The 25,906-nt window shown below is 72.5% G+C and carries 25 protein-coding genes and 1 riboswitch; of the genes, 15 read left to right on the forward strand and 10 right to left on the reverse strand.

Annotation, left to right across the window (positions count from 1 at the left end):
* Positions 1–49: 49 nt before the first annotated feature.
* Entirely contained in the window at positions 50–1,012 is a 963-nt protein-coding gene (locus tag AMA02S_RS21120) for a quinone oxidoreductase family protein (protein ID WP_067461076.1), read from the reverse strand.
* Positions 1,013–1,102: 90 nt separating this feature from the next.
* A complete protein-coding gene (locus AMA02S_RS21125; RefSeq protein WP_084265426.1) occupies positions 1,103–1,789 on the reverse strand; it encodes a TetR family transcriptional regulator in 687 nt (228 codons plus the stop codon).
* Between the two features lie 316 nt (positions 1,790–2,105).
* Between AMA02S_RS21125 and AMA02S_RS21130 the strand changes: the two genes are divergently transcribed.
* The 3 genes from AMA02S_RS21130 to AMA02S_RS21140 all read left to right on the forward strand — a co-directional run bounded on the left by AMA02S_RS21130 (position 2,106) and on the right by AMA02S_RS21140 (position 6,109).
* Positions 2,106–2,378 (forward strand): hypothetical protein, encoded by a 273-nt coding sequence (locus AMA02S_RS21130; protein ID WP_245667687.1) that lies wholly within the window; start codon positions 2,106–2,108, stop codon positions 2,376–2,378.
* A gap of 108 nt (positions 2,379–2,486) precedes the next feature.
* Positions 2,487–2,762 carry a DUF6504 family protein gene (locus AMA02S_RS21135; RefSeq protein ID WP_067461078.1) on the forward strand — a complete coding sequence of 92 codons (276 nt, stop codon included), beginning with the start codon at positions 2,487–2,489 and terminating at the stop codon, positions 2,760–2,762.
* Positions 2,753–6,109, forward strand: a complete 3,357-nt coding sequence (locus tag AMA02S_RS21140) for a DNA polymerase III subunit alpha (protein ID WP_084265427.1) — start codon at positions 2,753–2,755, stop codon at positions 6,107–6,109. Before AMA02S_RS21135 ends, AMA02S_RS21140 begins: the two co-directional genes overlap by 10 nt.
* A 113-nt stretch (positions 6,110–6,222) precedes the next feature.
* On the opposite strand, the gene AMA02S_RS21145 is transcribed toward AMA02S_RS21140, so the two are convergent.
* The 4 genes from AMA02S_RS21145 to AMA02S_RS21160 form a co-directional block, all read right to left on the reverse strand.
* A complete protein-coding gene (locus tag AMA02S_RS21145) occupies positions 6,223–6,903 on the reverse strand; it encodes a DUF4328 domain-containing protein (RefSeq protein ID WP_067461080.1) in 681 nt (226 codons plus the stop codon).
* 94 nt (positions 6,904–6,997) lie between these two features.
* Positions 6,998–7,339, reverse strand: coding sequence for a hypothetical protein (locus AMA02S_RS21150; RefSeq protein ID WP_245667689.1), 342 nt, complete (start codon positions 7,337–7,339; stop codon positions 6,998–7,000).
* 110 nt (positions 7,340–7,449) lie between these two features.
* Positions 7,450–8,100 (reverse strand): response regulator, encoded by a 651-nt coding sequence (locus tag AMA02S_RS21155; RefSeq protein WP_084265428.1) that lies wholly within the window; start codon positions 8,098–8,100, stop codon positions 7,450–7,452.
* 12 nt (positions 8,101–8,112) lie between these two features.
* Positions 8,113–9,360 carry a sensor histidine kinase gene (locus AMA02S_RS21160; protein ID WP_067461325.1) on the reverse strand — a complete coding sequence of 416 codons (1,248 nt, stop codon included), beginning with the start codon at positions 9,358–9,360 and terminating at the stop codon, positions 8,113–8,115.
* Positions 9,361–9,587: 227 nt separating this feature from the next.
* Here AMA02S_RS21160 and AMA02S_RS21170 point away from each other — a divergent pair, with 227 nt between their 5' ends.
* The 4 genes from AMA02S_RS21170 to AMA02S_RS21185 all read left to right on the forward strand — a co-directional run bounded on the left by AMA02S_RS21170 (position 9,588) and on the right by AMA02S_RS21185 (position 13,739).
* Positions 9,588–10,313, forward strand: a complete 726-nt coding sequence (locus AMA02S_RS21170) for an ABC transporter ATP-binding protein (RefSeq protein WP_084265429.1) — start codon at positions 9,588–9,590, stop codon at positions 10,311–10,313.
* Complete coding sequence (locus tag AMA02S_RS21175) at positions 10,301–12,316, forward strand: FtsX-like permease family protein (RefSeq protein ID WP_245667691.1); 2,016 nt, start codon at positions 10,301–10,303, stop codon at positions 12,314–12,316. The genes AMA02S_RS21170 and AMA02S_RS21175 overlap by 13 nt, the downstream gene beginning before the upstream one ends.
* Positions 12,317–12,513: 197 nt before the next feature.
* Complete coding sequence (locus AMA02S_RS21180; protein WP_067461084.1) at positions 12,514–12,735, forward strand: hypothetical protein; 222 nt, start codon at positions 12,514–12,516, stop codon at positions 12,733–12,735.
* 203 nt (positions 12,736–12,938) lie between these two features.
* Entirely contained in the window at positions 12,939–13,739 is an 801-nt protein-coding gene (locus tag AMA02S_RS21185; RefSeq protein WP_067461326.1) for a methyltransferase domain-containing protein, read from the forward strand.
* A 194-nt stretch (positions 13,740–13,933) separates the two neighbouring features.
* Here the strand turns inward: AMA02S_RS21185 and AMA02S_RS21190 are convergent, their stop codons facing one another.
* The 4 genes from AMA02S_RS21190 to AMA02S_RS21205 all read right to left on the reverse strand — a co-directional run bounded on the left by AMA02S_RS21190 (position 13,934) and on the right by AMA02S_RS21205 (position 18,042).
* Complete coding sequence (locus AMA02S_RS21190) at positions 13,934–15,607, reverse strand: acetolactate synthase large subunit (protein WP_067461085.1); 1,674 nt, start codon at positions 15,605–15,607, stop codon at positions 13,934–13,936.
* A 116-nt stretch (positions 15,608–15,723) separates the two neighbouring features.
* A complete protein-coding gene (locus AMA02S_RS21195; RefSeq protein WP_067461086.1) occupies positions 15,724–16,743 on the reverse strand; it encodes an LLM class F420-dependent oxidoreductase in 1,020 nt (339 codons plus the stop codon).
* A gap of 256 nt (positions 16,744–16,999) precedes the next feature.
* A complete protein-coding gene (locus tag AMA02S_RS21200) occupies positions 17,000–17,200 on the reverse strand; it encodes a DUF397 domain-containing protein (RefSeq protein WP_157430753.1) in 201 nt (66 codons plus the stop codon).
* Complete coding sequence (locus AMA02S_RS21205) at positions 17,197–18,042, reverse strand: helix-turn-helix domain-containing protein (protein ID WP_067461087.1); 846 nt, start codon at positions 18,040–18,042, stop codon at positions 17,197–17,199. The genes AMA02S_RS21200 and AMA02S_RS21205 overlap by 4 nt, the downstream gene beginning before the upstream one ends.
* A gap of 192 nt (positions 18,043–18,234) precedes the next feature.
* Here AMA02S_RS21205 and AMA02S_RS21210 point away from each other — a divergent pair, with 192 nt between their 5' ends.
* The 8 genes from AMA02S_RS21210 to AMA02S_RS21245 all read left to right on the forward strand — a co-directional run bounded on the left by AMA02S_RS21210 (position 18,235) and on the right by AMA02S_RS21245 (position 25,864).
* Positions 18,235–18,762 (forward strand): ATP-binding protein, encoded by a 528-nt coding sequence (locus AMA02S_RS21210; protein WP_245667692.1) that lies wholly within the window; start codon positions 18,235–18,237, stop codon positions 18,760–18,762.
* 92 nt (positions 18,763–18,854) lie between these two features.
* Positions 18,855–18,986: riboswitch (cobalamin riboswitch) on the forward strand.
* A 55-nt stretch (positions 18,987–19,041) separates the two neighbouring features.
* Positions 19,042–21,120: a putative cobaltochelatase gene (locus AMA02S_RS21215; protein WP_245667693.1), complete on the forward strand. Its 2,079-nt coding sequence runs from the start codon at positions 19,042–19,044 to the stop codon at positions 21,118–21,120.
* A gap of 78 nt (positions 21,121–21,198) precedes the next feature.
* Positions 21,199–21,813 (forward strand): cob(I)yrinic acid a,c-diamide adenosyltransferase, encoded by a 615-nt coding sequence (cobO, locus tag AMA02S_RS21220; protein ID WP_067461089.1) that lies wholly within the window; start codon positions 21,199–21,201, stop codon positions 21,811–21,813.
* A complete protein-coding gene (locus AMA02S_RS21225) occupies positions 21,807–23,222 on the forward strand; it encodes a cobyrinic acid a,c-diamide synthase CobB (protein WP_067461090.1) in 1,416 nt (471 codons plus the stop codon). Before cobO ends, AMA02S_RS21225 begins: the two co-directional genes overlap by 7 nt.
* Positions 23,219–23,878, forward strand: a complete 660-nt coding sequence (locus tag AMA02S_RS21230) for a GNAT family N-acetyltransferase (protein ID WP_067461091.1) — start codon at positions 23,219–23,221, stop codon at positions 23,876–23,878. The genes AMA02S_RS21225 and AMA02S_RS21230 overlap by 4 nt, the downstream gene beginning before the upstream one ends.
* Positions 23,875–24,402: a hypothetical protein gene (locus AMA02S_RS21235; protein ID WP_067461092.1), complete on the forward strand. Its 528-nt coding sequence runs from the start codon at positions 23,875–23,877 to the stop codon at positions 24,400–24,402. Before AMA02S_RS21230 ends, AMA02S_RS21235 begins: the two co-directional genes overlap by 4 nt.
* Positions 24,399–25,373, forward strand: a complete 975-nt coding sequence (locus AMA02S_RS42040; protein WP_067461093.1) for a hypothetical protein — start codon at positions 24,399–24,401, stop codon at positions 25,371–25,373. Before AMA02S_RS21235 ends, AMA02S_RS42040 begins: the two co-directional genes overlap by 4 nt.
* Positions 25,370–25,864: a cobalamin biosynthesis protein gene (locus AMA02S_RS21245; protein ID WP_067461094.1), complete on the forward strand. Its 495-nt coding sequence runs from the start codon at positions 25,370–25,372 to the stop codon at positions 25,862–25,864. The genes AMA02S_RS42040 and AMA02S_RS21245 overlap by 4 nt, the downstream gene beginning before the upstream one ends.
* The last annotated feature ends 42 nt before the right edge of the window (positions 25,865–25,906 follow it).

A 25,906-nucleotide genomic window follows, 5' to 3' on the forward strand; every position in this document is an offset into this window, starting at 1 on the left:
GGCTCTCCCGCGTCCAGCCTAAGCGGAGCCGGGCACCGGAGAACGCCGATCACGGGATCAGCAGGAGCTTGCCCGTCGTGCGCCGCGCCTCCAGATCGGCGTACGCGGCGCCGGCCTCGGCCAGGTCGTACCGGTGCCCGACGTGCACCCGCAGGTCGCCCGCGGCGACCCATCCGTAGACCTCGGAGGCACGCCACAGCAGCTCTTCGCGGTCCGCCGTGTAGTGCACGAGACTCGGCCGGGCCAGGTAGACCGAGCCGGCGGCGTTGAGGCGCTGCGGGTCGAACGAGGGCACCGGGCCGCCCGCGGCGCCGTACAGCGCCAGGGTCCCGCGCATCCGCAGGCTCGCCAGGCTCCCGTCGAACGTGGGCGCGCCGACCCCGTCGTAGGCGACGGCGACGCCCTCGCCTCCGGTCAGCTCCCGCACCCGGTCGGCGAAGCCGTCGTAGCCGAGCACCTCGTCGGCGCCCGCGTCCCGCGCGAGCTTCTCCTTCTCCGGCGTGGACGCCGTCCCGATCACCCGGGCGCCGCGGCTCTTCGCGACCTGGGTGAGCAGCAGCCCCATGCCGCCCGCCGCGGCGTGCACCAGGACGGTGTCGCCGGGCTGGACCTCGTACGTCGAATGCGTCAGGTAGTGCGCCGTCGCCCCCTGCAACAGGGTGGCCGCCGCGTCCTCCAGGCTCACCCCGTCCGGGACGGGAACGACGCTCGTGGCGGGGATCGCCGCCCGCTCGGCGTGGGCGCCCTGCACGTTGACCCAGGCGACGCGGTCGCCGACGGAGAACTCCTCGACGCCCTCGCCGAGCGCCGCGACCGTCCCGGCCGCCTCCACGCCCGGGACGTAGGGGAGCGGCTGCGCGTAGGCGCCCGTCCGGAAGTACACGTCGACGAAGTTGATGCCGCTCGCCGCGACGTCGATCAGGACCTCGCCGGGGCCGGGCTCGGGATCGGGACGCTCGGCCGCCGTCAGGACCTCGGGGCCGCCGTTCTCGGTGACGACGATCGCGCGCATTTCCAACTCCTCCAGTAGGGATTACCCATCGGCAACCACCCGGCCCGGCGCCCTATTCCGGCGCGATTCCCGCTCGCCAGGCGCCACCGCTCAGACCCAGTCGCGCATCGTCTCGCGGGCGAGCGCCACCGCCTCCTCGACCAGGGCCGCGACCGTCTCCGGGTCCCAGATGTCCTGCCGGGCGCAGTCCTCGAACGCCACACGCGCCGCTGCCGAGTGGAAGGCCACGACGATCTGCGGGCGCAGGTCCCGCTCGGGGTCGACGCCCTCGCGGCGGGCGATCTCGGCGGCGAGGATCCGCTCCGACGCCGAGTAGCGCGCCATCTGCGCCGCCTCCAGCGCGGGCGTCGCCTCGATCACCCGCCGGATCCGGCGGAACCTGGTGCTGTCCTCGGGATCGCCGCCGGCGACCGTCCGCAGCAGCACCCGCAGCGATTCGAACAGGGCGGTGAACGGCCGCTCGCCGGGGGGACGCGAGCTGAGCGCCTCCTCCAGCACCTTGTCGTACTCGCTCAGGAACGCTGTGACGACGTCCTCCTTGGTGGCGAAGTAGCGGAAGAACGTCCGCTGCGACACCTCCACCGCCGCCACGATCTCGTCGATCGTCGTCTCCTCGTACCCCTGGGCGAGGAACAGTTCGAGGGCCGCGTCGATCAGCGCCAGGCGCGTCCGCTGCTTCTTGCGCTCGCGCAACCCGGCCAGCGCGCGGCCGGGTGGCCCCGGGGCGGGCCCGTCCTCCGCCGAACCTGGAACGTCGCCGGCGGGGGCGGCGGTCATCGCGGTCTCCTTCGACTGTTCGCGGGGACGCGGCTCCAGGGCCCGTCTCACAGTGGCTTCTATCATGGAAACAACCTTGATATCCGGACAGTTCCACCATGTGGAAACATGATTGGCGCTGCCGGGCGCGGCGCGTCGTTCCCCCCTCCCCGGTCCATCCCCGCCTACCCGGGAAAACGCCTACGGACTCTCGGGGTTTCTCCTGCGCAGCAGCGGTTCTCGGGTCATGCTGGAGTTCCGGTCACCAGTTGTCGTCGCTCGATCGCCCATGGTCATGGGCGGCGGCCCGACCCCGTGTTGAGGCGGCTGATCGAAGGTGTCTGTAGTCGGTGGGCGCGAGACCTCGCAGGTGCGCAGGCGCCACCTCGCGGCGCTCGCGTACGAGGTCGAGGCGCGCGGCCTTGCGTGGCGGTTCGCGGGTCCGGGCGAGTCGGTCCTGACCGTGCTCGTCCCGCGGACGAGCCGCCAGGTCATGGTGGTCGCGACGCCGGTCGGGGACGGCTGGTCCTATCTGTGGCCGGGCGGCGGCATAGCCGACGTCACCGACGTCCCGCACGTGGCGGACCAGCTCGCCCGTTTGCTGGGCTGACAGACCCGCCTTGCTTCCTCGTCGGGGGCTTCCCTAGACTCGGCGCGAACATATGTTCGAAGATGTCCGCATGCCTTCCCCCGTGCGGTGAACGCGAGGGGGAGGCAGATGACGCGGGTTTTCGGCGATCCGGTGGACGTCTGGGTGAGCGATGGGCGTCCGATCCGGTTCGTCTGGCGTGGCCGGCTCTACACCGTGCGGCGGGTGCTGGAGCACTGGGTCACGACCCGGGACTGGTGGCGGGAGCAGCATCCCGACGGCGAGGCCACCGGCGAGCGGGAGTTCTGGCGGGTCGAGGCGACTCCGGACCGGGAGATCGGGGTGTACGAGCTGCGCTATGACGCGGCGTCCGAAACCTGGCTGCTTTCCCGGGTATGGGATTAATTGTGCATCTTCATGTCGCTTCAGGGTATTCGCTGAGGTACGGCGTGGCGTCGCCCGCCGCGTTGGTAGGACGTGCCGCGGAGCTCGGCATGCAGACCCTGGCGCTGACCGACCGGAACGGCCTCTACGGCGCGGTCCGGCACGTCCAGGCATGCCGGGAGGCGGGCATCGGCGCCGTCGTCGGGGCCGATCTCGGCCCGTTCCCCGGCGGCGGGCGCGTGGTGGTCCTGGCCCGCGGGCGCGCCGGATGGCGGTCGCTGTGCCGGCTGGTCACGGCGGCGCACGCGGCGGGGGAGCGGGGCCGTCCGGCGGTGACGCGGGAGATGGTCGGCGCGCACGCCGACGGGCTCGTGGTGCTGCTCGGACCCGCCTCCGACGTGGGACGGGCCATCGCGGACAGGCGGCCGGACGAGGCGGCCCGGCGGCTGGCGGCCTGGCGCCGGGCGGCCGAATGCGTGATCGAGATCGTCGACCATCTCGACACCGGCGACGGGTACCGCGCCGCGCGGATGCTCGCGCTGGCCCGGGCGGCCGGGGTGCCCGCGGTGCTCGGCAACGCCGTCCGCTATCTGGAACCCGCCGACCACCCGGTCGCGCAGGTGCTGGACGCGGCGCGCCGGCTCGTCCCCCTCGACCGGCGGCACCTCGACGCCAAGGCCGTTCCGGGGGGTGTGGGGGGTCGTCCCCCCACAGCAGACCGGACCGGGCAGGCCTACCTGAAGTCGGTGCCCGAGATGCTCCGGGCCGCGGAACCGGGCTGCGGAGGCGAGGCGGACGCGCTGCTCGCCGAGACGCGGCGGCTCTCCGAGCGCTGCGTCCTGGACTCCCACGATCTCGGCATGGACGGCGTCCACCTGCCCGAGGTCGGGGACGACCCCTACGCCCGGCTCGTCGCACGCTGCGGAGAGGGCATGGCCCGGCGGGGGATCGCGGGGCCGCGGGCGGCGGAACGGCTCGACGCCGAACTCGCGGTGATCGGCCGCAAGGGCCTGGCCGCCTACTTCCTGACGGTCGCCGACGCCGCGGCGCTGATCCGGGATCGCGGCATCCGCTGCGCGATCCGCGGCTCGGGCGCGGGCAGCCTGGTCAACTACCTGCTCGGCATCGGCGACCTCGACCCGCTCCGGCACGACCTCGTCATGGAGCGGTTCCTCGCCGACAGCCGCGACGGGCTGCCCGACATCGACCTGGACGTGGAGTCGGCGCGGCGGCTGGAGGCGTACGAGGCCCTGTTCGCCCGGTACGGCGCGGACGGTACCGCGTGCGTGTCGATGATGGAGACCTACCGGGCGCGCAGCGCGATCCGCGACGTCGGGAACGCCGTGGGGCTGCCGCCGCAGGAGATCGACGCGATAGCCAAGGCGTTCCCGCAGATCAGGGCGAGCCAGATCCGCGCGGCGCTGGAGGACCTGCCGGAGTTGCGGCAGAGCAACCTCGCCACGGGACACCTGGAGGTGCTGTTCCGGATCGCCGAGCGGTTGGACGGGCTGCCCCGCCACATCGCGATGCACCCGTGCGGCGTCCTGCTGTCCAACGCGACGCTCCGCGACCGGACGCCGGTCGAGACCAGCGCGCTCGGATTCCCGATGAGCCAGTTCGGCAAGGAGGACGTCGAGGCGATGGGCCTGCTCAAGCTCGACGTCATCGGGGTGCGGATGCAGTCGGCGATGGCGCACGCGGTCGCCGAGGTCGCCCGGACATCGGGGGAGGAGATCGACCTGGAGGACGTCCCCCGCGACGACCCGGCGACGTTCGAGCTGATCCGCACGTCCCGCACGCTCGGCTGCTTCCAGATCGAGTCGCCCGGGCAGCGGGAGCTGATCGGCAGGCTCCAGCCGCGCGACCTGGACGACCTCGTCCTCGACATCTCCCTGTTCCGCCCGGGGCCGGTCAACTCCGACATGGTCAGCCCGTTCCTGGAGTCCCGCGCCGGGACGCGTGAACCCGAGTATCCGCACCCCGACCTGGAGCCGGTGCTGCGGGAGAGCCTCGGCGTGGTGGTCTTCCACGAGCAGGTGCTGCGGATCATCGACGTCATGACCGGCTGCGGGCTGTCGCGGGCGGAGGCGGCGCGGCGGAGCCTGAACGACGAGCGCGGTCAGGCCGTGATCGGCGAGTGGTTCCGCGCCCTCGCCCACGCGCGCGGCTACGACGAGACGGCCGTCGAGCAGGTCTGGCGGATACTGACCGCGTTCGGCGCGTTCGGGTTCTGCAAGGCCCACGCCGCGTCTTTCGCACTGCCCACCTACCAGTCGGCGTGGCTGAAGCGGCACCACACCGCCGCTTTCTACGCCGGGGTCCTCACCCACGACCCCGGCATGTACCCCAAGCGCGTCATCCTGGACGACGCCCGCCATTTCGGCGTGCCGATCCTGCCGCTGGACGTCAACCGGTCCGCCGCCGAGTGGCACGCCGAGCCCGTCTCCCAAGGCGGCCCGTCCGGTATCAGGGTCGCGTTGAGCGAGGTCAAGGGAATCAAAGACGCGGAGGTCGGCCGCATCGTGGCCGAGCGTCCCTTCGGGTCGCTGACCGACTTCTGGCGCCGCGCCCGGGTATCGCGCCCCATCGCGGAACGGCTCGTCCTGGCCGGGGCGTTCGACGAGCTGTACCGCACGCCGCCGGTGCCGCGCCGCGACCTGCTCTGCCGGGTCGGCGCGCTCCACCGCACCGCCGCCCGCGACGTCCCCGAAGGGCAGCTCCCCCTCGGCGGTCTGGACGGCCCGGATCTCGCCGAGCGCGTGCCCGCCGGCGAGCTGCCGCCGATGACGCCCGCCGAGGTCGTCGAAGCGGAGCTGGACATCCTCGGCCTGGACGTGAGCCGGCACGTCCTGCGGTTCTACGACGGACTCCTGGACGCGCTCGGCGTCGTCCGTGCCGCCGCGCTGCCGGACCGTCCCGGCGGCAGCGAGGTGCTGGTCGCCGGAGTCAGGGTCGCGACGCAGACCCCGGCGGTCCGGTCAGGGCAGCGCGTCATCTTCGCGACGCTGGACGACGCGACCGGCCCGGTCGACCTGACCTTCTTCGAGTCCGTGCAGGACAGGTGCGCCGCGACGGTGTTCGGCTCCTGGCTGCTGGTCGCCCGAGGCCGCGTTCGCCACGCTGGCGCGCGCGCCGTCTCCCTCACCGCCACCGCCTGCTGGGACCTGACGACCCTGAACGAACTATGGCGCCGCGACGGCCTGAACGCCGTCCACACCGCCATGGCCCGCCCAGGCCCGCCCACCCGCAAGGTAGGCCGCCGCATAGTCCACCCCACAGGCTTCGCGATGTCCCCCTACTCGGTGTCTACCGGGGGGCGGCCCCCCAATCCCCCCGGCCGCGCGGCGCGGGTCTCCTCGCTCCGCTAGAGCATCGCTGCGGCGGCGCGGCGCGCCGGGCATGCCCGCTGCGCTCGTCGCGCTCGCTTCGCGTGCCTGTCCCGTAAACGGTTGCTGGGGTCCGAACCTGTCGGGCGCTCGGGTTAGGGCTCGCGGGAGACCTGGAGGCGGGTGATCTGGAAGACGGTTGCCATGCACATGGCGGCGGCGAGGGCCTGGAAGGCGGCGGCGGCCGCGCCCACGTGGATGTCGAAGCGGGCCTCGGCGAGGGTCTCGACGCTGCCGGCGGTGAACATGCGGGCGAGGAGGACGCCGAGCAGGACGCACGTCCACCAGGCCGCGACGACGAGCGCCGCCGCCTGTCGTTCGGCCGTCCGGTACCGGCCACTGTTGACCCAGATCTCGTAGACCAGACGCGGGGGCAGCCACAGGTTGACGATCGGGCAGAGCCAGCCGAACACCACCCAGGCGCGGTGGTGCCGGTGCGGGCCGGGCGACTGCCCGTAGGCGCGCCACAGCCAGCCGAGGTAGAGCAGTCCGGTGACGGCCGCCATGATCGCGCAGATCAGGAAGACGTCGGAGTAGGGCGCGAGGGCCCGGCCGGTGACCTCGGGGTCGTAGGTGTCGTGCGTCGCGCCGCGCAGCGGATATGCCATGCGGAGCAGGCTGATTCCCGAGCCGAGCGCGATGAACGCGTTGAAGCCGAGGAGCATGAACACGGCCACGCCGACGGCGCGGAAGTCCCGGCGCCGCGCCCACGCCCCGCACGCCGGGCATCGGGCGACCTCGGTCGGGATGATGTCGCCGCACAGCGCACACGGCATGATCCACCTCCGAGCCTGGTCCCGCGTTTCTTCGGATACTACGTACGTTTGACTTATGTCGCCCAGCGAGGGTTCGCACGTCCGCCGGGGTACCTCAGAGGATCAGGTGGCCGGCGAGAACCGTCGCGGCGGCGGTGACGGCGGCCCAGGACGCCAGCCGTCCGAGCCCGCCCGTGGCGAGCAGCCGCTCGGGGCGCAGCCCGGTCACCAGGATCAGCGCCCACCACTCGGCGGCCAGCGCGATCGTCGCGTACAGCGAGCCGAAGCCGACCAGGGAGAACAGCAGGACGACCGCCGCCGGGGTCAGTGTGTGGGCGAAGAGGGCGGGCCCGCGGGAGGGGCCGTGCAGGCCGCGCCGGAGCCCGACCAGGACCACGCCCCAACCGAGGCCGCACAGCACCCACACGGCCAGGACGGTCACGGGCAGGCCGTTCATCGACTCCGGTGCCAGTGCCGTCCCCCTCGTGCAGTGCCGTGGTTCGTGCGGTGCGGTGGTTCGTGCCGTGCGATGGTTCGTGCCGTGCGGTCATCTGTGGGTGCGAGGCGTCAGCCCATGAGGCCCGACTCCCAGGCCCACGCGGCCGTCTCGACCCGGTTCCGGGTGTCGAGTTTGCGGTGGACGCTGCCGAGGTGCGTCTTGATGGTGGACAGCGACACGAACAGCTCGCCTGCGATCTCCTCGTTCGTCCGCCCGCGCGCGACGAGCCGGACGACCTCCAGCTCGCGGTCGGTGAGCGGCTCGCGGGGAGGTGCGGGGGCGCGCGTGGCCGGTGTCGCCAGGCGCTCCAGGAGCCGCACGGTGATGGACGGCGACACCAGCGCCTCCCCGTTCGCGGCGGCGCGCACCGCCTCCACCAGCAGCGCGGGGCCGCTGTCCTTGAGCAGGAAACCCACGGCGCCGCCGCGCAGCGCGCCGTACACGTACTCGTCCATGTCGAACGTCGTGACGATCACCACGTGGAGCGGGTCGGCGACGGACGGGCCGGCGAGCAACCGGGTCGCCTCCAGGCCGTCCATCTTCGGCATCCGGATGTCGAACAGGCACACGTCGGGACGGAGCCGGCGGGCGAGCGCGACGGCGTCGGCGCCGTCGGCGGCCTCGCCGACCACCTCCATGTCGGGCTGGGAGTCGACGATCATCCGGAACCCGGTCCGGACCATCTCCTGGTCGTCGGCGATCAGTACGCGGATGGTCACGGCCCGATTCTCTCAGGCCCTGCGTGCGCCGTGGACGGGCACCACGGCGAGGACCTCCCAGCCGCCCTCCGGGCGCGGGCCCGCCAGCAACCGGCCGCCCAGCGCGTCCACCCGCTCCGCGAGCCCGGACAGCCCGAACCCGCCGGACGGCAGCCGCCGTCCCCGCCCCTGCCCGTCGTCCCGGACGGCCGCCTCGACCGACCCGTCGCCGAGGCGCGCGACCGTCACCCGCACGGCGGTGGCGTCGGCGGCGTGCTTGCGGACATTGGTCAGCGCCTCCTGGACCACGCGGTGCACCGACGTCGCGACCTCGGGCGGCAGCGTGCCGAGGTCGGGCGCGAGGGTCAGGGTGGCCGGCGGATGCGTGAACCCGTCCACGAGCTGCCGCAGCTGCGCGAGGTCCCCGACCGGGCGGGTGGACGAGCCGCCGTCGCCCCGAGCGGCGTGCCCGCTGGAATCGGCGGCGCGCGCCTGCCCACCCCGGGCGTCCCCGTCCCGGGCGTCCGCGTACTGGGCGTCCCGCAGCAGGCCCACCATCCGGCGCATCGAGGTCAGCGCCTCGGTGCCCGCCTGCTCGATGCCCGCGAACATCGTGTCGAGCTGGTCGGGGGTCTGCGCCGACCCCGATTGGGCGGCGAACCGTGCGGCCTGCGCCTGGACGACGATGCCCGTCACGTGGTGGGCGACGAAGTCGTGCAGGTCGCGGGCCAGTTCCAGGCGCTCGTCCCGGCGTGCGGCGGACAGTGACCGGGACCGCCGGGAGTCCACCGCGCGCAGGTAGAGCCCGGCGCCGAGGGCGAGTGCCACGCAGATGCCGAGCGGAGCGGTGAACAGCACCGCGCTGATCAGCGTCCAGCGCAGCGGCAGGATCAGCACCGCCGCGCCGAGCACCAGCGCGACCGCGACGAGCCGGTCGCGGGGGGCCTTCCACACCACCCGCCCGATGATGATGAGCATCCCCCCGATCTCGGCGAACACGCTGGGGTTGCCCAGGTCCGGATGGACGGCCGCCGCCAGGAACAGGGTGCTGAGCCCCGACAGCAGCGCGGTGGCCGCCGCCCACGCGAGCGGTCGCCGGACGATGATCGCGCCGATGCTGGCCACCGCGGCGAGCAGGATCGTCCACAGGTCCACCGCGTTCTTCGGTGTGCTGATCAGGCACGCCAGCAGGTACAGGCCCGCGAAGGCGCCGTAGGAGGCGCGCGCGAGGCAGCCGCCCACGGAGTGGATGCGGTCCAGCCGAGCCCCCGGGTCCTTCATGGACATGAAGGCTACGACCCCCGGCCGATGCCCGGGATCGACCGTTCGGCCGATCCCGCCGCCCCCGGTCCGGCCCCGCGCCCGATGCCGGTGACCTGCCGTCCGCCGCAGGCTGGAGGCATGTACCTGATCTATGCGCCCCTCTTCCTGGCGTTCATCGCCTTCGTCGTCTACGGCGGGATCGTGCTGCCCGCCCGCGAGATCGCCGACTCGGTCAAGGGCCGTCGGTGACCGTCCTGTCCGGGCGCGGCCTGGTCAAGCACTTCGGGCCCGCCGTCGCGCTGGACGGCGTGGACCTCGCGGTGGACCGCGCCGAGGCCGTGGCCATCATGGGCCCGAGCGGGTCGGGAAAGTCCACGTTGCTGCACTGCCTCGCCGGGATCATGCGCCCGGACGCGGGGGAGGTGCACCTGCTCGGGCAGCGCGTCGACACGCTCGGCGAACGCCGCCGCAGCGCGCTACGGCGGTCCCGGTTCGGGTTCGTCTTCCAGTTCGGGCAGCTCCTGCCCGAACTGCCCGCCGACGAGAACGTCGCGCTCCCGCTCATGCTGGACGGGACATCCCGGCGTGCGGCGGTGAAGGCGGCGCAGACCTGGTTCGCGGCGCTCGGCCTCGCCGGGATGGAGCATCGGCGGCCGGGGGAGCTGTCGGGCGGCCAGGCCCAGCGCGTCGCCATCGCCCGCGCGCTCGTGCCCCGTCCCGCCGTCGTGTTCGCGGACGAGCCGACCGGCGCGCTCGACCAGGCGACCGGCCACGACACGATGCGGCTGCTGGTGGAGGCGACCAGGCACAACGGCGCCTCGCTGGTCGTCGTCACCCATGACCCGTCCGTGGCGGGCTGGTGCGATCGGGTCGTCGAGGTCCGCGACGGCCGCGTCCGCCCTCCCGCCGAGGGCCCGCCTCTCCCTCCCCCCGGCGGCCACGCCCCTCCGCCCGTCCCGTGGACGTCCTGATGCGGACGGTGCTGGAGCTGTCGTGGCGGTTGCTGCGCGGCGGGGGCCGCCGCACGCTGCTGGGCACGCTGCTCACGCTCGCCGCCGTCGCCGTCTCGACCGGGCTGCTGCTGTTCGCGGTGGGCGCCAACCACGCGTTCCTGCAACGCTCCCACGCCGACGCCTGGCGCCACCCGGACAAGCCCGCCGCGGCACCGGCGGCGATCGAGGCACTATCGACCGACTACGTGCGGGGCCGGCCAATCGCGGTGATCGACCTGGCCGCGCTGAACGGCGCGGCGCCGGTGCCGCCGGGCATGCCGCGCTTTCCGAGACCGGGCGAGGCGTGGCTGTCGCCCGCGCTCGCGCGCCTGGTGAAGGACCTGCCCGCCGACCATCTCGCGCAGCGGTTCCCCGCACCCGCCGGGACGCTCGGGCGCGGCGCGCTCGTCCACCCCGGCGAACTCGTCGCCGTGATCGGACGCGACGCCCGCGACCCGGCCGTGACGGCCCCCCGCAACTCCTCCGACGCGCTGGAGACCACCGCCGGCCCGACCCGCATCGACCGGTTCCCCACCGCGGCGTCCTCGCTCGCGTCCGCCTACCGGGTGCTGATGGCGATCGCGTCGGTGCTGATGGTCGTCCCGCTGCTGGTGTTCGGCGGCGCGGCGGCCCGGCTCACCGTGGCGCGCCGTGACCAGCGGCTCGCGGCGCTGCGTCTCGTCGGCGCGACCCCCGGGCAGGTCGTCGCGATCACCACCGCCGAGGCCGTGCTGACGGCTGCCGCCGGCGCGGTGGCGGGCCTGCTGCTGTACGCGGCGGCGGTCCCGGCGCTCGCGCGCATCACGATCCAGGGCGGCGGCTGGTTCATCGGCGACCTGTGGCCCGGACCCTTGTCGGTCGCCGGCGTTCTCGCGGCGGTACCCGTCCTCGTCGGCGTCAGCGCGGTCGCCGGGCTCCGCCGCGTGGTCGTCAGCCCGCTCGGCGTCGCCCGCCGCGAGACCCCGCCGGCGCTGCGGGCCGTGCGGCTCGGCGCGCTCGTGGTCGTCCTGATCTCGTTCGGCGTGGTGAGCAGCGGCCTGATGAGCCTCGGGCGGGCGGCCCTGGTCGTCCTGCTGGTCTTCCTGGCGCTGGCGTTCCTCGCGCTTAACCTCGCCGGGCCGTGGGTGGTGGCGCTGATCGGCCGAGTCACCGTCGGCACCGCGCGCGGCCCGGCGCGCCTGCTGGCCGGGCGCCGCCTGCTGGACGACCCGCGCGCTGCGTGGCGGACGGTCGCCGGTGTCGCGCTCACCGGGTTCGTCGCGGGGTTCCTGGCGTTGCTGAGCGCGCCGCCGTCCCTGTCCACGGCCGGGGACCCGGACGCGCTGCGGCTGACCGTCCCGCAGGCGAGGTCCTCCGCCGTCGCCGACCAGGTCAAGAGCAGGCTCACCGGGATGAACGCCCGGGTCACGGTGAAGCGGACCACGACGGAGGACGACCCTCTGGCCGAGCACAGCACCGTGACGCGCAACGGGATCGTGACGGTCACCGTTCCCGGTGGCGTCGCCGCCCGCGACCGTGCCCGGACCGCGCTGGCCGGTGTCGTCCCCGGCAAGGTCGCCACCACTCCCGCCGACCAGGACGTGGACGGGGATCGCCTGCTGGCCGATCTGAGGACGGGTGCGTTCACCGTCCTTGCGGTCTCGTTCCTCATCGCCGTCACCAGCGCGGGTATCACGGGCGCGTCCGCTGTCCTGGACCGCAGGCAGGCGTACGCGATGCTGCGCCTCGCGGGCACCCCGCTGTCCGTACTCGACCGGGCCCGGCGGCAGGAGACGCTGATCCCGCTCACGGTGATGGGCGGCGGCTCGCTGCTGACGGGACTGTTCTTCGCCTCGCCGTTCGCCACCGGGATCGGGCCGTCCGGCCTCGTGGCGCTCATCGCGTTCGTCGTGCTCGGCTTCGCGGGGGTGCTCGGCGCGAGCGCGCTCAGCCGGCCGCTGCTTCGCGCGGTCACCACCGAGCCCGCGCCCCGCCCCGACTAGCGCCGGACCAGCGGTCCGCGCGGCGAAAATACGTTCGAGAAATGTCAGTGGTGGTGCGTAGCTTAAGGCTGTGAGCTCGGAGACATCCGGGAACAAGGGTCGAACCGAGTGGCTTGCAGAGACGTACCAATGGGTATGTGACAACCGGTGGCTTCCGCACAGCTGCGGCCCACCGGGTTAAGGAAGGGGTGTTGGCAGTGAGCGAAGCGACCGGCACATTCCATCTCTCCCGTCCACGGCTTGACGGGCCCGCCGAGCGGACCGTCGTGCAGCCGTGGCTCACCGAGTTGTCCCATGCCGCCCTGAACGCCTACGTCGAGATCCCGCCGGCGCTGGCCCTCGTCGAGGCGCTTCCCATCGAGACCCCGATGCCGGTGCCCGTTCACGCCACCGAGCGGCGCGTCGCACTGGCCGCTTAGCACTGGCCGCTTAGCACTGGCCGCTTAGCACTGGCCGCTTAGCACCGGCTGCGTAACACGGACGAACGGCGAACGAGGCCGAGGCGATCCCGCCTCGGCCTCCTTGTGTATCCGGACCTGGGTCGTCTCAAAATATAAGACTGACTTCTCGACATATGAGAACGCGGCGTAAGGTGAGGGCATCGCACGGAGAGGTGATCCCGATGAGCGCGAACGCGTCCTACACCCACGGCCATCACGCGAGCGTGCTGAGCTCGCACCAGTGGCGGACGGTCGAGAACTCCGCCGCCTACCTGATCGAACACCTCCGCCCGGGGCTGACGGTGCTGGACGTCGGCTGTGGACCGGGCACGATCACCGGCGGGCTGGCCCGCCGCGTCGCCCCAGGACGGGTCACCGCCGTGGACTCGGCCGCGATCGTCCTGGACGAGGCTCGCAGGACCGCCGAGGGTGTGGAGAACATCGAGTTCGCGGTCGCCGACGTCCACGCACTGGACTTTCCCGACGCGACGTTCGACGTCGTCCACGCCCATCAGGTTCTGCAACACGTTGCCGACCCGGTACGGGCGCTGCGCGAGATGCGGCGGGTCGCCAAGCCCGGCGGGATCGTCGCGGTGCGCGACGCCGACTTCGGCACCATGGTCTGGTACCCGGACCCGCCAGGAATGGATTCCTGGCTGCCCATCTACTACAAGGTGGCGCGCGGTAACGGAGGCGAGCCCGATGCCGGGCGCCGTCTGGTCTCCTGGGCGCGCGACGCCGGGTTCACCGACGTCACCGCGTCCGCGTCGAGCTGGTGCTACTCCACCCCCGCCGAGCGCGAGTGGTGGAGCGAGTCGTGGGGCGGGCGGCTGCTCCGCTCGTCCGTCGCGGACAAGGCCGTCGACGGCGGCCACGCCACCCGCGACGACCTCCAGCGGATCTACGAGGGCTGGAAGGCGTGGGCCGCCGCCGACGACGGCTGGTACGCCGTCACCCACGGTGAGATCATCTGCCGCCGCTGACGTCCCATCGCCCGGCGGCGGAAGCCGCCCTCAGTGTTGAGAACCTGCCCGGTGATCCAGCGGCCGTCGTCGGACACCAGCCACCGCACCAGCCGGGCGACGTCGTCCGGCGCGGCCCCACCGCCCGAACGGCAGCGCCTGGACGACCCGAGCGGTGAGCTCGGCGGGTCTGTGTCAGCCGCCGTTGTGCGGCATCAGAACGGGCCGGTGAGTTCGCCCAGCTTGTCGGTCAGTTGGAGGTTGTGGGAGTAGTCGACCGGCACCGTGATGACCGAGACCGCGTCGTCGGACAGCGCCTTGCGCAGGGTGGGCAGCAGCTCGTCCGCGGAGCCGACGCGGTAGCCGCGCGCACCGAAGCTCTCGGCGTACTGGACGAAGTCGGGGTTGCCGAACCTGATGTTCGAGCTGGTCCCGAGTTCGAGATCCATCTTCCATTCGATCAGCCCGTACGCGGAGTCGTCCCAGATCAGCACGGTGATCGGGATGTTCTCGCGGACGGCGGTCTCCAACTCCTGGGAGTTCATCAGGAACGCGCCGTCGCCCGTGGCGGCGAGCACCCTGCGGTCGGGGTGGGCGAGCTTGGCCGCGATGGCGCCCGGCACGGCGAACCCCATGGACGACAGTCCGTTCGACACGAGCAGGGTGTTCGGTTCGTACGTCGGGTACATCCGCGCCATCCACATCTTCACCGCGCCGGTGTCGGCGAGGACGATGTCGCGGCGTCCCATGGCGGCGCGGACGTCGGCGACGATGCGGCGTGGCGAGAGCGGGTGGCCGTCCTCGACGGCGCCCTCGGCCAGTTCCCCGGCCATCATCCGGCGGATCTTCTGGCCCGTCCCGTTGACGTCGAAACGGCGGTGGACGGAGTCGGCGAGCGCGCGCAGCGAGCGGGAGATGTCGCCCTGGATGCCGACCTCGACCGGGTAGTGGTCGTCGACCTCGGCCGGGAACTGATGGATGTGGATGATCTTCTTGTCCGCGTTCGGGTTGATCTTGACCGGGTCGAACTCCTGGAGTTCGTAGCCCACCGCGATCAGCACGTCCGCCTCGTCGAAGCCGTAGTTGACGTAGTCGTGCCGCATGAACCCGACCGCGCCGAGCGCGTTGCGGTGGTCGTCGGGGAACACGCCCTTGCCGTTGAACGTGGTCGCCACGGGCAGGCCCAACCGCTCGGCGAAGTGCACGAGCGCCTCGCCCGCCCGGGCCCGGGCGGCGCCGTGCCCCGCCAGGATGATCGGCTGCTCGGCGAGCGCGATCACGTCCGCGGCACGCGCGATCTGCGAGGGCGACGGCTCCTGTGGGCGGACGACGTTGACCGGCAGCGGGTTCAGGTGCGCGGGGACCTTCGCGGACTCCACGTCCTCGGGGATCGCCAGGTAGACGGCGCCCGGCCGCTCGGTCTGCGCCGTCTTGAACGCCTTGCGGACCATCTCGGGCAGCGCCTCGGCCGTCGGCGCCAGTTCCGACCACTTGGTGATGGGCCGGAACAGCGACACCAGGTCGATGATCTGGTGCGACTCCTTGTAGATGCGGTCCAGCCCGACCTGCGCGGAGATCGCGACGACGGGCGTGCTGTTGGTGGTGGCGTCGGCGACGCCGAGCTGCAGGTTGATCGCGCCGGGCCCGAGCGTCGCCGACGCCACCCCGGCCTTTCCGGTCAGCCGCCCGTAGATCTCGGCCATGAACGCCGCGCCCTGCTCGTGCCGGACGAGGACGTAGCGGATGGTGGAGTCCTTCAGCGCGTGGATGAAATGAATGTTCTCCTCGCCGGGGATGCCGAAGACGTACTCGACGCCCTCCGCCTCCAGGATCCTGACGAGCAGCCGGGCGGCGCCCTCTTGTGCGGGCGCTTCTTGCCGAGCGGACATCGTGTGCCCATCTCCAGTCTCTGATCGATCTCTCGGGGGCCCTTTGTGCAGCGTCCCCGCTCTACCTCCCATTCCATCGTGCGGTGTGTGATCGGGCACGCCCGGGGTCCCGCGAGTCAGGCGTCCACCAGACCCTTGACGGCGCGCAGGGTCGGCTCGTCCCTCACCCCGGCGATGAGGACGGTGGTGACGGGGCTGTCGCGCCAGAGCTGGAGCCGCTCCTTGATCCGGCCGATCGGGCCGAGGAGGGAGATGGAGTCGGCCAGCTCGTCCGGCACGGCGTTGATGGCCTCGGCGCGCCGACCGTCCAGGAAGAGCTCCTGGACCCGCCGCGCCGGTTCCGCGTAGCCGAGCCGGCCGATCATGTCGAGGTGGAAGTTGCGGTCGCGGGCCCCCATCCCGCCGATGTAGAACGCCAGCGGGATCTTCGCGAACTCCAGCGCGGCGGGCAGGTCGTCGGTGACGACCGTGGTGACGGTCGCGGCGATCTCGAAGCCGTCCGGACGGCCGGCCAGCGACTCCCCGAACACCGGCTCGATCTGGGCGGGGTCGACGAACAGCGGCAGCCAGCCCTGCGTGATCTCGGCGGACAGCGCGACGTTCTTCGGCCCTTCCGCACCCAGGTAGACGGGGATGTCCGAGCGGACCGGATGCGCGATCGACTTCAGCGGCTTGCCGAGCCCGGTCCCGCCGGGGAGAGGCAGCGGGTAGTGCGGCCCGGGGTTGGTGACCGGGCCCTCGCGGCGCCAGACCTGGCGGACGATGTCGAGGTACTCGCGGGTGCGGGCGAGGGGTTTGGGGAACGGCTGGCCGTACCAGCCCTCCACGACCTGGGGCCCCGACGCGCCCAGCCCGAGGATCATCCGCCCGCCCGAGAGCGCGTCGAGCGTGAGGGCGTGCATCGCGGTCGCGGTGGGAGCGCGCGCCGACATCTGCGCGACCGCGGTGCCGAGCTTGATACGGGACGTGCGTGCGGCGTACCAGGTCAGCGGTGTGAAGACGTCCGACCCGTACGCCTCGGCGGTGAAGACCGAGTCGTAGCCGCACCGTTCGGCGGCGAGGACGGTCTCGGTCTGGTCGTCGGGATCGCGATGCCAGTAGCCGACATTGATACCGAGCTTGAGTTCCGTGGTCACGGGTGCACCCCTCCGGTATGGACGCGCGCAACATGAGAACACGTTCTTGCCGTGCGACTGCGCGCTCGTGCCCAAGTCTGTCTCACGGTGACTTCGGGAACCGTGCGAGCGCGCTACCAGCCCGGTGGGGCAATGCCGAAGGCGAGCGCCACCGGGCTGATCGCGAAGCGATGACGAACTCGCACAAGCACGGCCTGAGGGGCGAACCCCTCAGGCCGAGATTGCCGGACACACAGCCGGAGTGCGGTGAAAGCGGTCAGACCTCCCTCAGTGACGCGAGGAGGGTCCGCCAGGCGTCCGGCGTCAGTACCAGTGCCGGGCCGCCGGGGTCTTTCGAGTCGCGCACAGCGTGCAGATCGCTGGAAAGGGGTGCCACCTCGACACACTGGTCTCCACTCCCACTGTGGGACGACGTGCGCCACTGGGCTCCGCTTAGTGCGTGCTGCAGGTTGATCACGGGCTGCTCCTTGCTGCCTCGGCGATGAGGTGCGCGGAATCCTCGGGGGACAGGGCGGCCGCCTCGATCCGATCGAAGCGGTCCCTATGTTTTGCTATTTCCTCGGCACTCTCAAGGTAAACGTCGCCCATGGTGCCCTCTACGTAGGCGATATCGGGGTCAGCGGGGTTTGGATACGACAATATGGTGAAACGTCCGTCAAGTCCGGCATGTGCCTGAGCGGTATAGGGAAGTACCTGAATCGTCACGGATGGGCGGGTCTTCACGGCCAGGCTGAGCGCGTCGAGTTGGGCGCGCATCACCTCGCGCCCTCCGATGTGCCGGTGCAGCACCGACTCATCGAACACGACGTGCAGTCGCGGCGCGTTCTCCCGGTCCAGCAGCGCCTGCCGGATCTTGCGCGCGGCGATCCGCCGCTCGATCTCCTCCGGGCTCGGCAGGAGCCGGCCCGCCGTGATCACCTCGCGGGAGTACTGCTCGATCTGCAGCAGACCGTGGATGAGCTGCGGGTCCCACGTGCGGATGTGGGACGCCTCGTCCTCCAGCGCGACATAACTGCCGGCGAAAACGTCCTGGTAGGCCGTCCACCAGCCGCGCTGCCCGGCCTGCCTGGCCAGTGTGATGAGCGCGTCCCGCGCCGGGCTCGGGACGCCGTACAGGTCGAGGATGTCGGCGATGTCGCCGGGGCGCGGCCGGGTCTGGCTCGTCTCCAGCCGGGACACGGTGGCCCGCGACCAGTCGAGGCGGTCCGCGACCTCCTGCAGGGTCAGCCCCTGCTCCTCGCGCAGCTTGCGCAGTTCCCGGGCCAGCCGGCGGCCACGGACAGTAGGGCGGTAGGTCATGGAAGTGGAGTCTCCTCACTCTTGCGCCACCCCACAACGCGAATGGCGAACACGGCACGAGGACAGAGCAATCTCATCAAGGCGGTTGCGAAGGTGAGAATCTCACGAGACGCTGGATTCTGTGACGACTCGGGGACTGAAAGTAATCGACCACGCAGGTGCGCGCATGAGCGCGTGACCCCGGGAGGACCCGTGAAGACCTCGCCTGACATCACCGACGACGCCGTGTGCGCGGTGCCGCCGCGCCGGGCGTCCCTCGGCACCAGATCCAGACCGGGCCGGGTGTGGGCCCTGCCCGGCGGGCCGGGCTGCGCCGGCTACGCCCGACGCGCCCTCGCCGACGCGCTCACCCCGCTGCGGGTCCCCCGCGACGTCGTCGCCGACGCCCAGCTGATGGTCAGTGAACTGGCCACCAACGCCCACCAGCACGCGGGCGACCACGGCCCGCACGAATTGTGGTTCGACCCCGGCGAACCCGGAGACGACGGCGCCGCGGAGGCGCGCTGCGCGGTGTTCGACGCCTTCGTCGACGCCGGTCTGCCGGGCTACTCCTGGACGTCCGGCGACTGCGGGCGCGGGCTCAGCATCGTCCGGGAACTGTCCGGCGGACGCTGGGGCATGCTGCGGACCCGGTCGCGGACCGGTTCGCCCGTCCACGGGAAGGCCGTCTGGTTCGCCGTGCCGCGGCTCCCGGCCGAACCGCTGTTCCCCGCGTCCTGACCGCTCGCCGCGCCGCGGTCGCCCGGGGCCGCGCCGGGGGCGAGGGGCGGCGCGGCGGCAGGTGTGCCATTCTGTGGCTGCGACGGAAGCGGAGGAACCCGGTGCGAATCCGGGGCTGTCCCGCAACTGTGACCAGGGGAGTTCTCCCTCGCTCGCGCCACGGCGGGCCCGCCCGGGCCGGCTGGAAGGCCGAGGGGGAGCGGTGATCTGGGAGCCAGGAGACTCCGGCCGTCGGACAGGAACCGCCACGGGCGTGGACACCCGAGGAAAGGACGAGGCATGCCCCCTGATGCGCCGACCGGAACCGACAGGCCGATGGGCCGCGGACGCGCCGGTACCGCGCGCTATCCCTTCTCCGCCGTCGTCGGGATGGCCGACCTCAAGCTGGCGCTGCTGGTCAACGCCGTCTCGCCGGGAGTGGGCGGGGTGCTGGTGCGCGGCGAGAAGGGCACCGCGAAGTCGACGATCGTCCGGGCCCTGGCGGCGCTGCTGCCGCCGGTTGGGGTCGTTCCCGGCTGCCGCTTCTCCTGCGACCCGTACGCGCCCGACCCGTCCTGCCCCGACGGCCCCCACACCGGCCCGGAGCGCGGCGACACGATGCCGGAGCGGGTCGATACGGCGGGGGAGCGGGCCGCGCGGCTGGTGGAACTGCCGGTCGGCGCGTCGGAGGACCGGCTCACCGGGTCGCTGGACATCGAGCGAGCGCTGACCGAGGGGGTCCGGGCGTTCGAGCCGGGCCTGCTCGCGGCGGCGCACCGCGGAGTGCTGTACGTGGACGAGGTCAACCTCCTGCACGACCACCTGGTCGACCTGCTGTTGGACGCGGCGGCGATGGGCGAGTCATACGTCGAGCGGGAGGGTGTGTCGGTCCGGCACGCGGCGCGGTTCCTGCTGGTGGGGACCATGAACCCGGAGGAGGGCGAGCTGCGTCCGCAACTCCTCGACCGGTTCGGGCTGACCGTCGAGGTCGTCGCGACCCGCGATCCCGAGGAGCGTGCGGAGGTCGTCCGGCGGCGGCTGCGGTTCGAGGACGATCCGGCGGGCTTCGCCGCGCGCTGGGCCGAGGACGAGGCGGTGCTGGCGGCGCGGATCGCCGCGGCGCGGGACAGGCTGCCCGGCGTCGAGCTGACCGACGCGGCGGTCCGCCAGATCACGGCCGTATGCGCCTCGTTCGAGGTGGACGGGCTGCGCGCCGACCTGGTCACGGCGCGGGCGGCCATTGCACTGGCCGCCTGGCACGGGCGGTCGACGGTCACCTCCGACGACGTGCGGACCGCCGCCCGGCTGGCCCTGCCGCACCGGCGGCGCCGCGACCCGTTCGACGCGCCGGGGCTCGACCGGCAGAAGCTCGACGAGATCCTGGACGAGCACGCCGAACCCGAGCCCGATCACGGGCCTGACCCGGGCGAGGAGACGGACCGGGAGCCAGAACCGCCCGACGACGACCCAGGTCCGTCCGATGACGGCCCAGGCGGAGGCGTGGCGGGTTCGCAGGAGGGCGGCGAGCGGCCTGAACCGTCGGAGCCGTCCGTGGAGAGCGGGCCTGGACATGCGCCGGACACCGAAACCGCTCCCGCCGATGCCGCGTACAAGCCACGCCTGTTCACCGTGCCCGGCGTGGGCGCGGGTGCTCCAGGGCGCCGCTCCAAAGCGCGTAGCCCTCACGGACGTGTGTCCGGTGCCCGTCCAGGCGCGCGTGGACTGCACTTGACCGCCACGCTGCGCGCCGCCGCGCCCTACCAGAGCGCGCGCGGCCGGGACGGCGCCGGGCTGATCGTGACCCCAGATGACCTGAGGGAGACCGTCCGGGACGGGCGGGAGGGCAACCTCGTCCTGTTCGTCGTGGACGCGAGCGGGTCGATGGCCGCCCGGAAGCGGATGCGCGCGGTCAAGGGGGCGGTGCTCAGCCTGCTGTTGGACGCCTACCAGCGCCGAGACAAGGTCGGGCTCATCACGTTCCGTGGCGCGGACGCAGCGGTGGCCCTCCCGCCGACGTCCTCGGTGGAGGCCGGGGCACGGCGCCTGGAGCGGTTGCCGACCGGCGGGCGGACGCCGCTGTCGGCGGGGCTGCTGCGCGCCGCCGAGGTACTGCGGGTCGAGCGGCTGCGCGACCCGGCCCGCCGTCCGCTGCTGGTCGTGGTGACCGACGGCCGCGCCACGCACGGGCCGGATCCGGCGCGGGCCGCCGGGCTGCTCTCCGGCGTCGCGTCCGTGGTCGTCGACTGCGAGTCCGGTCCGGTGCGGCTCGGGCTGGCGGCCGCGCTGGGCGCGCGGCTCGGCGCGGAGGTCGTCCGGCTCGACCGGCTGGGCGCCGACTCACTCGCCGGGATCGTCCGGGACGCGCGGAACGTCGCATGAGCGGTGCGAGCCGCGCACGCCGTGCGGACCGCGCAAGCCGCATGATCTTCAGGAGCGGGCGGAAGGACGGGGACTGAGATGCCGCAGGGCAAGCCGGAGTACGTGCCGGAGGACGGGTTGACCACGCGGGAGCGCCGCAACCGGCCGCTGGTGATGGTGCACACCGGTCCCGGCAAGGGGAAGTCGACCGCCGCGTTCGGGCTCGCGCTGCGCGCCTGGAACCAGGGCTGGCCGATCGGGGTGTACCAGTTCGTCAAATCCGCCAAATGGCGCATCGGTGAGGAGAACGCGCTGCTCGCGCTCGGCCGCCTGTACAACGAGACCGGCGAGGGCGGGCCGGTGTTCTGGTCCAAGATGGGGGAGGGCTGGTCGTGGATCCAGCGGCCCGGCACCGAGGCCGACCATGAGGCGGACGCCCGCGAAGGCTGGGAGCAGATCAAGCGTGACCTTGCCGCCGAGACATATCGCCTCTATGTCCTGGATGAATTCACCTATCCGATGAAGTGGGGCTGGGTGGACGTCGAGGACGTCGTCGCCGCGCTCCGGGACCGGCCCGGCAACCAGCACGTCGTGATCACCGGGCGGGACGCCGACCCGCGGCTGGTGGAGATCGCCGACCTCGTCACCGAGATGGGCAAGGTGCGGCATCCGATGGACCGCGGACAGAAAGGTCAGAAGGGCATCGAGTGGTGACCGTCCCGCGGCTCGTCATCGCCGCGCCCTCGTCGGGGAGCGGCAAGACGACCGTGGCGACCGGGCTGATGGCCGCGCTCGCCGGTCGCGGCCTGGAGGTCTCCCCGCACAAGGTGGGGCCGGACTACATCGATCCCGGGTACCACGCGCTCGCCACGGGACGTCCCGGACGCAACCTCGATCCCTGGCTGACGTCCGAGGGGCTGGTCGCCTCGCTCTTCTTGCATGGCGCGGCGGGTGCGGACGTGGCGGTCGTCGAAGGCGTCATGGGCATGTACGACGGGGCGACCGGTCTGAACTCGCCCGGTCTGGGCGCGCCAGGTTCTCTGGGTGGTGGCGACTACGCCTCCACGGCGCACGTCGCGACGCTTCTGGACGCCCCGGTCGTGCTGGTCGTGGACGCGTCGGCGGCGGCGGGACGCTCGGTGGCGGCGCTCGTCCACGGCTTCCGCTCGTTCGGGACGGCCCGGGTCGGCGGCGTGATCCTCAACCGGCTGGGCTCGGACGGGCACGAGCGCATGTGCCGCGACGCCGTGGCGGAACTGGGACTGCCGGTGCTGGGTGCGCTGCGCCGCCATGAGGACGCGGCGACGCCGTCCCGCCATCTGGGCCTCGTGCCCGCCGCTGAGCGCCGCGCGGACGCGGTGGACGCCGTCGCACGGCTGGGCGCGCTGGTCGCCTCGTCCTGCGATCTGGACGCCGTGCTGGCGCTGGCCCGCACAGCCCCCGCGTTGACGGCGACGCCGTGGGACCCGTCCGATGCGGTGGCGGGGAATGCGGCTCTCCGGGAGAGGCCACGCATTGCGGTCGCGGGTGGTCCCGCGTTCACGTTCGGCTATGCGGAGAACGAGGAACTGCTGGACGCGGCCGGAGCGGAGGTCGTCCGGTTCGATCCATTGCGCGACGAGTCTCTCCCCGTGGGAACCCGTGGCGTGGTCATTGGCGGTGGGTTCCCGGAGGTGTATGCAGCCGAACTGTCGGCGAACGGGCCGTTGCGTAAGGAAATCGGGGACTTCGCGAAGGCGTCGCGTCCTGTGTACGCCGAATGCGCTGGTCTTCTATATCTCGTGCAGGAGTTGGACGGTGCGCCGATGTGCGGCGTCTTGGATGGCGTCAGAGCGACCATGGCCCCGCGCCTGACGCTGGGCTATCGTGCCGCGGTGGCGGTGGCCGATTCGGTCGTCGCTCGGACGGGGGAGCGCCTGCGCGGTCACGAGTTCCATCGCACGGTAACGGAACCGAGTCATGGGGTTGGAAGGCCGTGGCAGGCGGCGTGGCAGTGGTCCACGTCCGGTCCGGAGGGTTTCGTGAAGGGTGGGTGTGTCGCCTCCTACCTGCATTTGCATTGGGCCGGGTCGCCCTGGCTCGCGAGCAGGTTGGTCGGCGCCTGTGGAGGGGAGCGCGTGTGAACGCCTTCGAGCGGAGCGTCCGCCTGGAGAGCGAACGGCTCGTCCTGCGCCCGTTCGACCTGGACGACGCCGCCGACGTGATCGAGGTGATCCGGGCCGGGGAGGACTTCCTTCCGCCCAATTTCCCGAACCGACTGGAGGCCCAGCCCCTTGCCTGGTTTCTCCGGGAGGGCGTCCACAACGTCCAGCGGCTTGGTGTAGGGATTCACCTGGCCGTGACCGACCGGCACACTGGTCGCCTCACCGGAACCATCGGGCTATTCCGGGTCGACTGGAAGCAACTCACATGCGAGGTCGGATACGGGATGCGGTCAAGCGCGCGCGGGCACGGATACGCGACGGAGGCTCTCGCGCTGGTGTCGCGCTGGGCACTAGAGGAATGCGGACTCTTTCGGGTGGAATTGCGCGCCCTGGTCACCAATCATGCCTCGATCCGTGTGGCGCAGAAGGCCGGCTACCACCGCGAAGGGGTGGCGCGGGGAGCCGAGCGCGGCCCCGGCGGCGCTCACGAGGACATGGTCGTCTTCAGCATGATCGCGACGGATCTGCGGCCGGAGGCGCCGGCCGTTCCCCACGACCCCGGTGAGTCCCGGCCGGCGACCGGCGGAGCCTCCGGAAGGCTCGTCGCCCACGACCAGGGAGAGGGACGGGCATGACCACGCTGGACGCGGCGTCGAGAGTGGCGGCGCAGGGCGAGACGACCCTCGTGATGTACGGGAAGGGCGCGGGCGAAACGGCACGCCGGATGCTGCCCAAGCTGCCGGACGCCTGCTTCATTCCCGCCGACCTGGAGGAACTGCCGGGCGCGGTCGAGCACGGCCTCACCCAGGTCGTCCTGATCGCCGGGATGGACGAGCAGGCAGCGATCGCCGGATGCGTCGCGGGCGTCGCGGGCGCCGCGGGCGTTTTCGACTCGATCACCCTGGACATGGACGGTGGGCGCGCGCTGGCCGCCGAGATCGCGGCGGACCCCACGGCCCTGCGCGCCTACGAGCTGTGGGAGGCGGCGGGCAGACTCGGGCCGTGCGGGCGGGAGCTGTGCCGCCGCACCGCCGGTGAGCTGGAACGCCGCGCCGCCGCGGCCGCGGGCTGGGCGGCGAGCCCGATCGCCGCGCAGGTCGTGCTGGTCGACGCCACCGGGCAGCGCATGGTCGGCATGTTCGGGCGGATGGCGCGATGATCCGCGCCTCCCTGGCGGCGCTGGCCTTCGCCCGCGCCGGACTCTCCCGACACGACGCGATCGTCGTGTCCGCCGACGAGTTCAGGCGGGCGGTGAACGTGTGCCGTGCCCATCCCAAGGTGGCGGTGCTGACGAGTCCTGGCTCGGGACCCGCGGAACTAGCGCGCGCGCTGTTCCCGCAGACCCCGCGTTCGTTCGTGGTCTGCGAAGACCTGGACGGGCCTAGAGAGCGCGTGGTGCACGTCCGTCCGGCCGAGGCCACCACCCGTCCGTGGAACGACCCGGAAGTGGTCCTCGTCCTGGACGAGCGGCGTCCCTCAGAGGGAACGGACTGGCTTTCCGGCGCCAGCTTGGGGCCGCCCGGATGGGCCTTGCCCGAGGAGGCGTTCGGTGGCAGGACCGCGCTGACACCCGAGATCCGGGCTTTCGTCCTGGCCCGGTTGGGGCCGCGCATCGGCGACATGGTCTGGGATGTGGGTTCGGGTGATGGCTCTGTGGGCATCGAGTGCGCGCGCTTCGGTGCGGCCGTGGTCGCCGTTGAGAGCGACAAGGCGGCGTGTGAACGGATACGGGAGAGCGTCCGCGCGCACGGCGTGAGGGTGGCGGTCTCGCGCGGCGAGGTCCCGTCCGTCCTGGACCATCTTCCCGAGCCCGACGCCGTGTTCGCCGGACGCGGCGGTCCCGCGGCGCTCGGGGCGTGCGCGGCGAAGACCCTGAGCAGGGTGGTCGCCATAGCGCACGCCGAGGAGACGGGCGCCGAGTGGACGCAGGCCATGATCGACGCCCTGGCAGGGCGGGGCTTCACCACCGGCGCCGTCCGGCTCCAGGCCGACCCTCTGAGCCCGGGGGCCGAGCCGGGCGGATCCGCGATCGTCGTCTGGGCGGAGCGGGGCGGCCGCGTCCCCGGGCCGCGTGAGCCGAAGGTCGTCCGCCCGATAGAGACGATCCCGATCAAGGACTGCGGACCGTGACCGTGATCAGGGCACCGGGGCTCCCACCGGGCCCGGAAGCCTCAGCGATCGGTATCGGCGCGTCGAGCGGGGCGAGCGTCCGCGAGGTCGGCGACCTGATCGATCACGTCCTCGCCGTGGCCGGACTGGCATCACAGGAGGTCCGTTGCGTGGCGACCGCGGACGGGCGGGCCGCCGAGCCGCTGCTGCGCGCCGCCGCCGCCGCTCGGGGACTCCCGCTCGTCACCTACCCTGTGGCCGTGTTGGCGCGGGTGGACGTGCCACATCCCTCCGACGCCGTCCGGGCACGGACGGGCACCGCCAGCATCGCCGAGGCGGCGGCCGTCCAGGCGGCCCGTCCACTCGGCGCGGGAGAGGCCCACCTCGTGGTGCTGAAGCGCCGCTCCGCACACGTCACCGCCGCTGTCGCCACCGCCATCCCCGATAACGGCGGTGGTAGGCACCAAGTCCGACAAACCTCGTCCAAAAGCGTGATGTCCGGCAACCCGTGACACCCTGGTGCCCGACGTGGAACGAAGCCCGGATGGAACGAA

Origin of the sequence: Actinomadura macra NBRC 14102 (assembly GCF_001552215.1) — a bacterium.
GTDB classification, from domain to species: domain Bacteria; phylum Actinomycetota; class Actinomycetes; order Streptosporangiales; family Streptosporangiaceae; genus Spirillospora; species Spirillospora macra.